The sequence below is a fragment of the Sandarakinorhabdus sp. DWP1-3-1 genome (assembly GCF_049896705.1).
Lineage (GTDB): Bacteria > Pseudomonadota > Alphaproteobacteria > Sphingomonadales > Sphingomonadaceae > Sandarakinorhabdus.
The window spans coordinates 1,326,560-1,339,929 of sequence record NZ_JAFCUV010000001.1 but is presented as its reverse complement, the minus strand read 5'-3'; the positions used below and the strand labels follow the sequence as shown (position 1 = coordinate 1,339,929).

The 13,370-nt window shown below is 70.3% G+C and carries 10 protein-coding genes; 7 read left to right on the top strand and 3 right to left on the bottom strand.

Annotation, left to right across the window (positions count from 1 at the left end; genetic code table 11):
- Positions 1 to 11: 11 nt before the first annotated feature.
- Positions 12 to 2,312 carry an ATP-dependent helicase gene (locus ACP7AI_RS06520; protein ID WP_426165339.1) on the bottom strand — a complete coding sequence of 767 codons (2,301 nt, stop codon included), beginning with the start codon at positions 2,310 to 2,312 and terminating at the stop codon, positions 12 to 14.
- Between the two features lie 88 nt (positions 2,313 to 2,400).
- Between ACP7AI_RS06520 and ACP7AI_RS06515 the strand changes: the two genes are divergently transcribed.
- The 3 genes from ACP7AI_RS06515 (at position 2,401) to ACP7AI_RS06505 (ending at position 5,826) form a co-directional block, all read left to right on the top strand.
- Complete coding sequence (locus tag ACP7AI_RS06515) at positions 2,401 to 2,928, top strand: GNAT family N-acetyltransferase (RefSeq protein ID WP_426165337.1); 528 nt, start codon at positions 2,401 to 2,403, stop codon at positions 2,926 to 2,928.
- 60 nt (positions 2,929 to 2,988) lie between these two features.
- Complete coding sequence (locus ACP7AI_RS06510) at positions 2,989 to 5,355, top strand: putative bifunctional diguanylate cyclase/phosphodiesterase (RefSeq protein ID WP_426165335.1); 2,367 nt, start codon at positions 2,989 to 2,991, stop codon at positions 5,353 to 5,355.
- Positions 5,356 to 5,559: 204 nt separating this feature from the next.
- Positions 5,560 to 5,826, top strand: a complete 267-nt coding sequence (locus ACP7AI_RS06505; RefSeq protein WP_426166568.1) for a GlsB/YeaQ/YmgE family stress response membrane protein — start codon at positions 5,560 to 5,562, stop codon at positions 5,824 to 5,826.
- A 31-nt stretch (positions 5,827 to 5,857) separates the two neighbouring features.
- On the opposite strand, the gene nudC is transcribed toward ACP7AI_RS06505, so the two are convergent.
- Both nudC and ACP7AI_RS06495 read right to left on the bottom strand, forming a co-directional pair.
- Positions 5,858 to 6,772, bottom strand: coding sequence for an NAD(+) diphosphatase (gene nudC / locus ACP7AI_RS06500; RefSeq protein WP_426165333.1), 915 nt, complete (start codon positions 6,770 to 6,772; stop codon positions 5,858 to 5,860).
- On the bottom strand, positions 6,769 to 7,812 hold the full coding sequence (locus ACP7AI_RS06495) for an A/G-specific adenine glycosylase (RefSeq protein ID WP_426165331.1): 1,044 nt from the start codon (positions 7,810 to 7,812) through the stop codon (positions 6,769 to 6,771). The genes nudC and ACP7AI_RS06495 overlap by 4 nt, the downstream gene beginning before the upstream one ends.
- Before the next feature lie 26 nt (positions 7,813 to 7,838).
- Between ACP7AI_RS06495 and ACP7AI_RS06490 the strand changes: the two genes are divergently transcribed.
- The 4 genes from ACP7AI_RS06490 (at position 7,839) to ACP7AI_RS06475 (ending at position 13,338) form a co-directional block, all read left to right on the top strand.
- Complete coding sequence (locus tag ACP7AI_RS06490; protein ID WP_426165329.1) at positions 7,839 to 8,348, top strand: DUF721 domain-containing protein; 510 nt, start codon at positions 7,839 to 7,841, stop codon at positions 8,346 to 8,348.
- A 76-nt stretch (positions 8,349 to 8,424) separates the two neighbouring features.
- Entirely contained in the window at positions 8,425 to 9,180 is a 756-nt protein-coding gene (locus tag ACP7AI_RS06485; protein WP_426165327.1) for a thioredoxin domain-containing protein, read from the top strand.
- A complete protein-coding gene (locus tag ACP7AI_RS06480) occupies positions 9,177 to 9,890 on the top strand; it encodes a DsbA family protein (RefSeq protein WP_426165325.1) in 714 nt (237 codons plus the stop codon). The genes ACP7AI_RS06485 and ACP7AI_RS06480 overlap by 4 nt, the downstream gene beginning before the upstream one ends.
- A gap of 37 nt (positions 9,891 to 9,927) precedes the next feature.
- Positions 9,928 to 13,338, top strand: a complete 3,411-nt coding sequence (locus tag ACP7AI_RS06475; protein WP_426165323.1) for a chromosome segregation SMC family protein — start codon at positions 9,928 to 9,930, stop codon at positions 13,336 to 13,338.
- Positions 13,339 to 13,370 lie beyond the last annotated feature (32 nt).

Here is a 13,370-nt window from a genome sequence, read left to right as displayed (position 1 = left end):
CTGCGGTTCGCTCAGGCGCCGGTGATCTCGACGAAACTGTCGAGCACGCGCTTGGCGCCGGCATGTTCGAAATCGATCTCCAATTTGTTCCCCTCGACGGCGGTGACCACACCGCTGCCGAACTTGCTGTGAAAAACCTTCGATCCCACCGTAACATCGGGGCGGCCCTTCAATCCGACCGAAACGGCGCTGGCACGCGCCTCGATCACCGGCGCGCGTGATGCCGCCTGGAAACCGCCGTTGCTCGCCGCCCGTGCCCAGCCGGGCCCGCGGCCGGCACCGCGGGCAACGTCGCCGAACGGGTCGCCGCCGGCACCCGAACCGCTCAGCGCCGCGCGCCACAGGCTGGGGCCGCCGCTCAGGGTGCTGGTGACGTCGACATTGGCGGGCGGCAGTTCGCTGATGAAGCGCGACGGGATCGCCGCGGTCCACTGGCCATAGATCTGGCGGTTGGCGGCATGATAGATTGTCGCCGTCTTCTTCGCCCGGGTGATGCCGACATAGGCGAGGCGGCGTTCCTCCTCCAGCGCCTTGGTGCCGCCCTCGTCCATGGCGCGCTGGCTGGGGAACACGCCTTCCTCCCAGCCGACAAGGAAGACATGGTCGAATTCCAGGCCCTTGGCGGCGTGCAGGGTCATGATCGTCAGTTTTTCGGCGGCATCGGACGCGTCATTGTCCATGACCAGGCTGACGTGTTCGAGGAACGCCGTCAGCGACGGATAATCCTCCATCGCACGGGTCAGCTCGATCAAATTCTCGACGCGGCCGTCGGCCTCGGTCGACTTGTCGGCCTGCCACATCGCGACATAACCCGACTCCTCGAGGATGATGCGTGCCAGCTCGGCATGCGGCAACTGGTCGGCCTGCTCGCGCCAGCGCGAGAGGTCGGCAAGCAGGCTTTTCAGTGATCGCCGCGCGGCCGGGGTCAGGTCGTCGGTCTCGACCAGCGCCGCGGCGGCCTGGGGCAGCGGCCGGTCCATGGCGCGGGCGAGGGCGTGCAGCCGGCCCATCGCCTTGTCGCCAAGCCCGCGCTTGGGTACGTTGACGATGCGTTCGAAGGCGAGCGCATCGCTCGGCGAGGTGACGATGCGCAAGTACGCCAGCGCGTCGCGGATCTCGAGCCGTTCGTAGAAGCGGAAACCGCCAACGATCTTGTACGGCAGCCCGATCGACACGAAGCGATCCTCGAACGCCCGCGTCTGGAACTGGGCGCGGACGAGGATCGCCATGTCGTTCAAGGACACGCCCTCGCGGCCCAGCCGTTCGGCCTCGTCGCCGACCAGTCGCGCTTCCTCGGGGCCATCCCAGACGCCGACGACCTTGACCGGTGGCCCGCTGCCGGCATCGGTGAACAGCGCCTTGCCGATGCGGCCCTTGTTGTGCGCGATCAGCCCGTTGGCGGCGGCGAGGATGTGCGGCGTGGAGCGGTAATTCTGTTCCAGCTTGATGACCGTGGCGCCGGGAAAGTCCTTCTCGAACTTCAGGATGTTGGCGACCTCCGCGCCGCGCCAGCTGTAGATCGACTGGTCGTCGTCGCCGACGCAGGCGATGTTGCGGCGCTCGGCGGCCAACAGCGTCAGCCAGCGGTACTGGGCGATATTGGTGTCCTGATACTCGTCGACCAGGATGTATTTGAAGCGCCGGCGATAGTCGGCGAGCACGTCGGGGTGCGCGTCGAAGATCGTCAGCATGTGGAGCAGCAGGTCGCCGAAATCGGCGGCGTTGAGCGTCGCCAGCCGCTGCTGGTAGCGGGCATAGAGCCGGGCGCCGGACGTTTCCGGGCTGTCGCCGAAGCTCATCGATTCGCCCGGCGGCACGTCGGCCGGCAGCTCGCCGCGGTTCTTCCAGCGATCGATCATCCCGGCCAGTTGCTTGGCGGGCCAGCGCTTTTCCTCCAGCCCCGCCTCGGCGATGACCTGTTTCATCAGGCGTTGCTGGTCGTCGGTATCGAGGATGGTGAAATTCTGCTGCAGGCCGACGAGGCCGGCGTGGCGGCGCAGCATCCGCGCCGCAATGGCGTGGAAGGTGCCGAGGAACGGCAGGCCCTCCGCCATGTCGCCGACCAGCATTTCCATGCGGTGCCGCATCTCGCGCGCCGCCTTGTTGGTGAAGGTGACCGCGAGGATCTCCGACGGCCAGGCCAGCCGGCTGAACAATATGTGCGCCAGCCGCGCCGTCAGCGCCCGGGTCTTGCCGGTACCGGCGCCGGCAAGGATCAGCACCGGGCCTTCGGTCGTCAGCACCGCCTCGCGCTGGGGCGGGTTGAGCCCGGCCAGCCACGGCGCGTGATCGGGGGCGGGGAGCGAAGCCATCGCGAACAAGTAGAGAACGCGAGGCTAAATGCCAAGTCGCAGTGTGCCGCAGTTGAAGACGGTGCAGATTTGGCTAAGCAGGCCCGCCATGACTGCCGCCCCGCTTTCCGTCCGCGCCGCCACGCCTGCCGACCTGCCGGCGCTGCATGCGCTGATCGAGCGGGCCTATCGCAGCAGCGACGGCACGCCGGGCTGGACGCACGAGGGGCATTTGTTCGATGGCCCGCGCACCAACCTGGCGGCGCTGGAGCTGATGATCGCCGAGCGCGGCCAGTATATCCTGATGCACGAGGCCGACGGCATGGCCCTGGCCTGCGTCCTGGTCGCTGCCAACGGCACCCGCATCGGCTATCTCGGCCTGCTGTGTGTCGATCCTTTCGCCCAGGCGACGGGGCTGGGGCGGCGGTTGATCGCCGCTGCCGAGCGCGAGGCAGTGGCGCGGTTCGCGGCGACGCGGATGGAAATGACCGTCATCGATGCGCGCACCGACCTCATCGCCTGGTACCAGCGCCGCGGTTACGCGCCGACCGGCGAGGTGCGGCCGCTACCCGACAGTGTCGGGAGTGCGCGCCGGTCGCTCAACCTCGTCGTGCTGGCCAAGGCGCTGCCGGCTTAATCCCGCCGCCGCCGGGCCGTTCATCCTGCATCGGGCCCGCGGGCCGGTGGGGAGACGTGCATGTCCGCAATGTTCCGGCCGCCGATCGCTGTGTCGTCGGCGATCGGCTGGCGGCAGGTCTTCGGTTTCGACCAGGGCGACGACCCCTTCTTTGCGCGCGTGCGCGCCGCGCAGCTGCAGGCGCTCAATCGCTATGTGCCGTTCAATGTCACGCTGATGACCATCAATATCGCCGCGATGATCTGGTCGATGCGCGGTGCCGCGGAGTTCGATTTCCTGCTGGGCTGGGGCGCGGTGATGGGCGGGCTGGCACTGCTGTGGACCCTGCGTTTTCGCGGTGTCGCCCGCCGCGGCGATGCGATCGAGGCCAGTCGCGAGATGTTCTGGAGCGTGTCGGCCGAGGTCGGTGCCTTCGGCGTGTGCTGGGCGGCGCTGGTGCAGCACATGCTGCCGCTCGCCGGGCTCGATGCCCAGGCGCTGCTGGTGCTGCTGTCGCTGACGGCGATGGGTGCCTGCGGCTTTGCGGCGGCGGTGATGCCGGTGTGCGGCATCGCGCTGGTCACCGTCATCGGCACGGCGACGGTGGCGGCGATCCCGGCCGGATCGATGCTGGCGTCGCCGATGGTGGCGCTGGCGTTCCTGACCTTTGCGCTGCTGATCGTGCGCGGCGTGATCGTCACCAGCTTTGCGATGATGGCGCGGATGCGCACCCAGACCGACCTGACCGAGCGGACCGAGGTGGTGCGGCTGCTGCTCAACGAATTCGAATCCAACGGCAGCGACTGGCTGATCGAGGTCGATACCGAAGGCCGGCTGACGCATGTCTCGCCGCGGCTCGCCGATGTCGCCAAGCGCCCGCGCGAAGCGTTGATCGGCCAGCCGCTGCTGGCGCTGCTCGGCGACGAACGCCACCGTGAAGGCCGCGCATCGGTAAAGGCGCTGACCAACAGCTTCCTGGCCCGGCGGGCCTTTCGCGATATCACCATCCCGGTCGCGGTCGCCGGCGAAACCCGCTGGTGGGCGCTGTCGGGGACGCCGAAGATCGACGGCGGCGGGATGTTCTCTGGCTTTCGCGGTGTCGGCCGCGACGTCACCGAAGTCCGGCGCAGCCATGAACGCATCGCCCAGCTGGCGCGATTCGATCCGCTGACCGGCCTCGCCAACCGGGCGCTGTTCCGCGAGGCGCTCGACGATGCGCTGGCGCGGGCGATGCGGACGCAGAAAAGCTGCGCGCTGCTGTTCATCGATCTCGACCGCTTCAAGGCGGTGAACGACACCATGGGTCACAGCGTCGGCGACAAGTTGCTGCGGGAGGCGGCCGGCCGGCTGCGCGACGCCGTCGGCGGCGGCGCGACGGTGGCGCGGCTGGGCGGCGACGAGTTCGCGGTGATGCTGCCCGAGGCGTTGCCGCGCCGTGCCGAGGCCGTGGCGCGCAGCATCGTCGACGCGCTGGCGCGGCCCTTCGAAATCGACGGGCAGCCGGTCGGCATCGGGGCCAGCGTCGGTTATGCGCTGGGACCCGCCGATGGCGCCAGCGTCGACCGGCTGCTGAAAAGCGCCGACCTCGCACTGTACGAGGTCAAGTCCAGCGGCCGCGGCGCCGCCTGCCGCTATGTCCCCGAAATCCGCGAGCGCGCCGAGGAACGTCGGGCGCTGGAGGCAGACCTGGCCCAGGCGCTCGATCGGGGCGAGCTGGCGCTGGCCTTCCAGCCGGTGGTGGAGGCCGCCGACGAGCATATCGTCGGTTTCGAGGCGCTGCTGCGCTGGACCCATCCTGTGATAGGCATCATTCCGCCGACGAAATTCATACCCGTTGCCGAGGATACCGGGCTGATCATCCCGATCGGCCATTGGGTGATCCGCACCGCCTGCGCCTGGGCGGCGCGCTGGCCCAGCGACATCCGCATTGCCGTCAATCTGTCGCCGGCGCAGATCGACGACCCCGCGCTGATCGCCGTCGTCGAACAGGCGCTTGCCGACAATGGCATCGACCCCGGCCGGCTGGAGCTGGAGATCACCGAAAGCCTGTTCCTCAATGAAAAGGCGGCGACGATCGAGAAGCTGGCGGCGCTGAAGGCGATCGGAGTGCGCTTTGCACTCGATGATTTCGGCACCGGCTATTCGTCGCTCGGCTATCTCCACAAGGCCGCATTCAGCCGCATCAAGATCGACCGCAGCTTTGTCTCGCGCGCCACCCAGGCCAATGGCGAGGCCAGTGCGATCATCGCGGCGATCGTCAACCTAGCGCACTCGCTCGACATGGCGACGACGGCGGAAGGCACGGAGACCAGGGCGGAGTTCGAAACCATCCGCGCGCTCGGTTGCGAACAGGTCCAGGGCTATCTGTTCGGCCGGCCGATGCCGCCGGAAGACGCAACGGCGCTGGTCGCGGGCGTTCGAGTGCGCGAGCGGCTCGCCGCCGAATAGGTCCTGTTCAAAACCACCTTGGCGTGGCAGGTTCGTCGCCTATTCAGCGTTTGCCAACACTTCGACGCAACCATGAAGGGGCGGCGGCGTTTCACGGCGGCGTTACGAATTATCAGACGGATCGACGCAATCCGGGGTGAAGCCATCAGTCAGCAGCGCTTTGCGGCGCCGGGCGGCTCGGGGGCGGTTCAGAAGGAACAGAACATGGGTTGGATTATTGCACTGATCGTCGGCGGCATCGCCGGCTGGCTGGCGAGCATCGTCATGGGCCGCAATGCCTCGATGGGCATTTTTCTCAACATCGTCGTCGGTTGCGTCGGTTCGCTGATCGGCAATGCCCTTTCGGGCCCGCTGTTCGGTATTCGCGGCAGTGTGCAGTCGTTCTCGCTGACCGGCTTGATCATCGCCTTTGTCGGCGCGGTCATCCTGCTCGCGGTCGTCAACTTCTTCCGCCGCGGTACGGCGCGTTGATTCGATAGCGGCCGGGCCGCTGGTCCGGCCGCTATTCTACCCAGGATTTAAGCAGTGTGTGCGCGATGGCCATGGGTGGCGGCGCCAGCCATTCGCCGGTGCCGGCCAGCGCTGCGCGTACTTCGTCCTTGGTGACCCAGCGGGCCTCTTCCAATTCATCGGCGTCGATGGTGATGTCCATGTTCACCGCCTCGGCAAAGGCCGCGATCATCAGCGATGACGGGAACGGCCAGGGCTGGCTGGCGAGATAGCGTACCCGGTTCACGCGGATGCCGGACTCCTCGTAAAGCTCGCGGCCCACGGCTTCCTCCAGGCTTTCGCCGGGCTCCACAAAGCCTGCCAGCGCCGAGAAAAAACGTTTCGGAAAACCCGGCTGGCGGCCGACGAGCGCATGGTCGCCCTTGACCGCCAGCATGATGACGACAGGGTCCGTGCGCGGGAAATGCTCGGCGTTGCACGCCTGGCAGGTGCGCGAATAGCCGGCCTTGTTCAACACGGTGGTGCCGCCGCATGCCGCACAAAACTTGTGACGGGCATGCCAGTCGAGCAGCGAGCGTGCCTGGGCGACGATCTCCGCCCGGCCATCGCCCAATTGCACGGCGGCGGCGCGGGCGTCGACGATATGGCCGCCGAAATCGCTGACCAGGTCGACGCCGCTGGCGGCGGCGGCAAAGCGCGGCGCGCCGCCGTCCTTTTCGCCGCTCAGCCCCAGGAATACCGACACCGCATCCTGGGGCACGTCGGATCGATAGGCCCAGAGGATGTCGGGGTGCTCGCCCCTGGTCAGCACCGGCTTCAGATCGTCCATCACCAGCCAGCGCGCGTCGGGTCGGGAGCGCAACGCCACCATGGCGCCGGCGTCTCGCCGCAGATGGTCGGCGCGATCGAGCGGCGAGCCGGTGATGCCGACGGGGGGAACGCTCCAGCCGGCGAACGGATCAGTCATGCAGCCTCCAGACGCGTGGCCAGCGCAAGCGTCGCGGCCTTTTGAAACAAAGTCGGCAACCCCGCCGCTGCCACGTCATCGACGTTCAGCCAGTCGCCTGCAAGCGCCGGCTTCGCCGACAGGTGCAGCGCCCTGACCGCCAGCACCAGCTCGAAATGGGTAAAGCCGTGGCTGACCGCGCCGCGATCCTGCCACTCGCCGGCGATCGGTGGCGTCGGATCGCCGCGCCAGTCGCACGACGGCAGCGCGCGCATGCCACCGAGCAGCCCCTTGGCCGGGCGCACCACGGTGAGCACCTGGCCCGCGACCTCGATCCACCAGGCGGTGCCGTGGCGGGTCGGGCGCGGGCGCTTGGCGGCCTTTACCGGCCATTGCGTCGGGTCACCGCTGGCGGCGGCGCGGCAGCCGGGGTGCAGCGGGCAGATCAGGCAGCGCGGCGACTTCGGCGTGCAGATGCGGCTGGCCAGGTCCATCAGGCCTTGCGCGAAATCGCCGGCGGCGTCGCCGGGCACCAGCGTTCCCAGGGCCGCGCGGATCTGCGGGCGGGCGGCGGGCAGGGGGGTGTCGATGGCGTGGAGGCGGGTGACGACGCGTTCGACATTGCCGTCGATGACGATGGCATGGGCGCCGAAGGCAAAGGCGGCGATGGCGGCGGCGGTATAGTCGCCGATGCCGGGCAGGGTGCGCAATGTGGCCTCGTCGGGCGGGAAATGCCCGCCATGGTCGCGGACGACAGCGCGGGCGCAGGCGAGCAAATTGCGGGCGCGGGCGTAGTAGCCAAGGCCGGCCCAGGCCTGCATGACGTCACCATCACCCGCCGCGGCGAGCGCCGCGACGGTCGGCCAGCGCGCGGTGAAGGCGGCGAAATAGTCACGGACCGCAACAACGGTCGTCTGCTGCAGCATCACCTCCGACAGCCACACGCGATACGGCCAGTCGGGGTCGGCGGGCAGCGACTGGCTGGGCGGGTTGCGCCACGGCAGGTCCCGGGCATTTTGCCCATACCAGTCGAGAAGATGCTTTGCCGCGCTATCGGTCACAACGCGCCTATGGCATGGAATGCGCCATGGCCAAAAAGCCCGCAATCGCCGCACCCGCGGAACGCTCTCGCCGCGCCCGCGCGGTGGCCGAACTGGTGCCTGCCATCGGTGGCCAGGCCTTTCGGCGCTTCGGTTTCACCCAGAGCATCATCGTCGAGCGCTGGCAGGAGATCGTCGGCGAACGCTATGCGCGGCACAGCCGCCCCGAATCGCTGGCGTTTCCGCGCGGCAAGAAGGACGGTGGCACGCTGAAGATCGCCGTCACCGGCGCGCTGGCGCCGATGCTGCGCCATGTCGAGCCGCAGGTCATCGAGCGGGTGAACCGGCTGCTCGGCTATGCCGCGGTCGAGCGCATCATGCTGCGCCACGCCGACATGGCACCGACCCGCGCCGCGCCGCCGCCGGCGCCGGCGGTGGAACTGACCGCCGAAACCCGGTCGACGCTGCGCGACATCGCCGATCCGGAGCTGCGCGCCAGCCTCGAATCGCTGGCCCAGGCGCTGAGCTCGAGCAAGGGGCCGCCGATCGTGCGATAGCGGGCCGTGCCGCCCCTCTTGTTCCACCCCCGCCCTTTGCCTATGCCTGTCGCATAGTCTCCGCTGTTGATTGAAGATGAGGTCGGCCTTGAAACTGTCTCCTGCTCGCCTGCTCGGCGCGACGTTCCTGCTGGCGCTTGCCGCCTGCGACAAGGCCGCGACGACGAGCACCGCCGCTACCGGCACGGCCGATACCGCCGCAGCAGCCCCAGCCGCCGGAAACTGGGTTGCGGTGACGGCGGCGACGCCGGAAGGCGGCTTTCGCATCGGCAACCCCGATGCGAAGGTCAAGCTGGTGGAATTCGCCTCGCTGACCTGCCCGCATTGCGCCGAATTCGAGGCCGAGGCGATGGGTACCATCCGCAGCAAATATGTCGCCAGCGGCAACGTCAGCTATGAATTCCGCAACTTCGTGCTCAATGGCCCGGACTTTGCCGCGTCGCTGTTGGCGCGCTGCCAGGGGCCCGACCAGTTCTTTGCGCTGCTGACGTCCTTTTTCCAGGACCAGGCCAACTGGACCAAGCCGTTCATGTCCCTCACGCCGGCCGAACAGACCCGTATCAGCGCGCTGCCGCAGGACCAGCAGATCGCCGCCATGGCCACCGCCGGCCAGCTCGATGCCTATGTCCGCGCTCGCGGTATTCCCAGGGCGAAGTTCGACCAGTGCCTGACCGACAAGGCGCAGCTGAACAGGATCGAGGCGCTGCGCAAGGAAGCCACCGACACCTACAAGCTGACCGGCACCCCGGGCTTCATCATCAACGGCCAGACTCAGGAGGGCGTGTTCACCTGGGCCGACCTGGAGCCCAAGCTGCAGGCGGCGCTGCGGTGACCGCCCATAGGCTGGCGCTCGCGCTGCTGCTGGTCGGCGGCAGCGGCATGGCCATCGCGGCACCGGCGCGCCCGTCGGCAAAGTCTGCCCGGACCGCCTGGGTCGACGTCTATGCCGCGACGCCGGAGGGCGGTTTTCGCCGCGGCAATCCGGCGGCGGCGGTCAAGCTGATCGAATATGGCTCGCTGACCTGCTCGCACTGCCGCGATTTCCACGGCCAGGCCAAGGCTGCGCTGACGAAGCAGATCGCCACCGGGCGGCTGAGTTACGAGTATCGCAGTTTCATCCTCAATGGCCCCGATTTTGCCGCTTCGCTGATCGCGCGCTGCTCGGGCAATGCGCGCACCTTCTTCTCCTCGCTGGACAGTTTCTACCCCGACCAGCCGCAGTGGCTGCAGCCGTTCTCGTCGCTGCCGGAGGCCGAAGCGACCCGCATCGCAGCGCTGCCGGAGGACAAGCAGATCGCCGCGATCGCGGTCGCCGGCAAGCTCGACGTCTATGCCGCCAAGCTGGGCATGTCGCGGGCGCGCTTCGATGCGTGCGTCACCGACAAGGCGCAGATGGACAAGCTGCTCGAGCTGCGCAAGGGCGGCGTCGATCGGTTCAAGGTCACCGGCACACCCGGCTTCGTCATCAACGGCGTCTATCAGGAAGGCACCTATAACTGGACGGCGCTGGAGCCCAAGCTGATGGCGGCGCTGAAACCCTGATGATGAGCGTCAGGGTCCGGGGGGGTCGATAGCGACGGTGGAGTTCAGGCGGCTCAGGCTGGCGGGCTTCAAATCGTTCGTCGAGGCGACCGAACTGCGCATCGAGCCCGGCCTGACCGGCGTCGTCGGGCCCAATGGCTGCGGCAAGTCCAACCTCCTCGAAGCGCTGCGCTGGGTGATGGGGGAGGGCAGCCCCAAGTCGATGCGATCGGGCGGCATGGACGACGTGATCTTTGCCGGCACCGGCAAGCGGCCGGCGCGGGCCTTTGCCCAGGTGACGCTGGCGCTGGCCGGCGCGGCCGGCGAGGAAGTCGAGGTTTCCCGCAAGATCGAGCGCGGATCGGGATCGGACTATCGCGTCAACGGCCGCGACACCCGCGCCCAGGATGTGCGCCTGCTGTTCGCCGACAGCGCCACCGGGGCGCATTCGCCGGCGATCGTCGGCCAGGGCCGGATCAGCGCGATCATCTCGGCAAAACCCGTCGAGCGCCGGCAATTGCTGGAGGAAGCCGCCGGCATCGCCGGGCTGCACGTCCGGCGCCGCGAGGCCGAAATCCGCCTGCGCGCCGCCGAGGCCAATATCGCCCGGCTCGACGATGTCGTGCGCAATGTCGAGACCCAGGCCAATGCGCTGCGACGGCAGGCGCGCATCGCCGAGCGCTATCGGGCGCTGTCGGACCGCATCAAGGTTGCCGAGGCGCAGCTGCTGTTCGCGCGCTGGCAGGCGGCGCAGGCGGCATCGGGGGCAGCACGGAGCGCGGCGGCCGATGCCGAGGCACGCGCCGGCGAACTGACTCGGGTGGCGGCGGCACTGGCGACGGCGGCAGCGACCGCCGGTGCCGACTTGCCCGACCTGCGGCTGGCCGAGGCCGAGGCGGCGGCGGCGCTGCAGGCGCTGCGGGGCACGCGGGCGCTGCTCGATGCCGAAGCGGCGGCGGCGGTGCGGCGGCGCGGCGAGATTACGGCGCTGCTGGCGGCGGTGGCGCGCGACACGGCGCGCGAGGCGGCGCTGGCCGAGGATGCGGCGGCGGCGGACGCCCGGCTGGATGGCGAGTTGCAGGCGGTGACGGCGGCACTGGCGGCGGCCGAACGCGCGTTGCCGACGGCGGAGATCGCGGTGCTGGCGGCGCTGTCGGATGCGGAAGGCAGCGAGGCGGCGCTGGGCCGGGCGCTCGATGCCCATGCGGCGGCAGCGGCCGAGGCGCGCGCGGCGGCGACGGCGGTGGAGGCAGCGGCGGCGCGGCTGGCACGGGCCGAGGCCGAGGCGCGCGATCTGCAGGCGCGGCTGGCGCGGCTGGGCCCGGCGCCCGAGACCGATGCGCTGGCGGCAGCGGTGGCGAATGCCAGCGACGCTGTGGCGGCGGCGGAGACGGCGCTGGTCGCGGCCGAGACCGACCGGCCGGGTATCGAGGCGGCGCGGGCGGAGGCGGCGTCGGCGCATGCGGCGGCACGGGCGACGCTGGCGAGCCTGGCGGCCGAGGGCGATGCCCTGGCCAAGCGGCTTGCGGCGGACGCCGGGAAGGGCCCGCGCATTGCTGACCGGGTGACCACCGAGGCGGGTTTCGAGGCGGCACTGGCGGCGGCGCTGGGCGATGATCTCGATGCCGGGCCGGCCGACAGCGGCGGCCCGCGGCGCTGGGCCGGGGCGGTGGCGACCGACGATGCGGCATTGCCGGACGGCGTGCGGGCGCTGGCGACGGTAGTGACGGCGCCGGCGGAGCTGGCGCGGCGGCTGGCGCAGGTCGGCATCGTCGATGGCCCGCCGGCGCCGGCGCTGCTGGCGGCGCTGCGGCCCGGGCAGCGGCTGGTGACGGCGGCGGGGGCCCTGTGGCGGTGGGACGGCTTTGTCGATGCGGGCGGTCGCAACGATGCGGCGGCGGCGCGGCTGCGGGCGCGGCGGCGGGCTGCGGAAGTGGAGGCCGAGCGCCAGGCCGGGCAGGGGGCGCTCGATGCGGCGACGGCGGCGCTGGCGGCGGCGGTGGCTGCGGCGGGGGCGGCGCAGGAGTCGGAACGCATCGCCCGCACTGCGCGTGACACCGCGGCGCGCGGGCTGGCCGAGGCACGGGCGCGGCTGGCGGCGGCCGAAACCGCCGGTGCGCGCCGGGCGGGGGAAGCGGCGAGCCTCGCCTCTGCCATCGAGCGCAGTCGCGCCGAAAACGAGCGGCTGGTCGCCGAGGTCGCGGCGGCGCGGGCTGCGGTGCCCGCGGCCGACGCCGTGCCGGGCCTGGCGGCAGCGCTGGCCGCGGCGCGGGGCGATGCCGAACGCGCCCGCGCCGCGGTGGCGACGGCGCTGGGTGTCGCCGATGCGGCAACGCGCGACATCGCCACTGCGCGGCGCCGGATCGAAGCCATCGCCGCCGAGCGCGCCGGCTGGCAGCGCCGCCGCGACGCCAGCGCCGGGCAGCAGGCGGAACTGACCCGCCGCGCCGGGGCGGCCGAGGCCGAGCAGGCGACGCTGGCGGCGCGCGACGACGATATCGCCCGCGATCTTGCCCGGCTCGCCACCCGCACCGCCACCGCCGAGGCCGCGCGCGCCACCGCTGCCGATACGCTGGCGCGCGCCGAAGCCGGGCTGGCGACGCTGGCTGCGCAGGCGCGTGCCGCCGACGAGGCGGTTGCCGCCGCCCGCGAGGCCCGCGCCACGGCCCGTGCGGAGGCCGAGCACCAGGACGGCGCGCGGCTCGACGTCGAGCGGCTGTCGGGCGAGCGCTTCCAGTGCCCGCCGCCGGTGCTGCCCGGCCGCTTCGGCTTTGCACCGGTGGCTGGCGATGCGGCCGCGCTTGCTGCCGCGCATGACGGCCTGCAGGCCGAACGCGAGGCGCTCGGGCCGGTCAACCTGCGCGCCGAAATGGAGCTTGCCGAACTGGAGGCGCAGGCGCGGCTGACCCAGGCCGAAAAGGCCGAGCTCGACACCGCCATCGCCCGGCTGCGCGGCTCGATCGGCAGCCTCAACCGCGAGGGCCGGGCGCGGCTGGCGGCGGCGTTCACGTCGGTCGACGCGCATTTCCGCGTGTTGTTCGGCGACCTGTTCGGCGGCGGCGAGGCCAGGCTCGAATTGATCGAATCGGATGATCCGCTCGAGGCCGGGCTGGAGATCATGGCCCAGCCACCGGGCAAGAAACTGCAGTCGCTCACGCTGTTGTCCGGTGGCGAGCAGGCGCTGACCGCGACCGCACTGATCTTTGCGCTGTTCCTCGCCAACCCGGCGCCGATCTGCGTGCTCGACGAGGTCGACGCGCCTCTCGACGATGCCAATGTCGAGCGCTTCTGCGACCTTCTCGACCGCATGGCGGCGACGACGGCGACGCGCTTCCTGATCGTCACCCATAATGCCGTGACGATGAGCCGGATGCACCGGCTCTACGGTGTCACCATGGGCGAGCCCGGGGTGTCGCAACTGGTTTCGGTCGATCTCCAGGCCGCGGAGCGCCTGCTCGCCGCCGAATGAACGGCGCGTTCATGGGTCCGAAACGCCGCTTC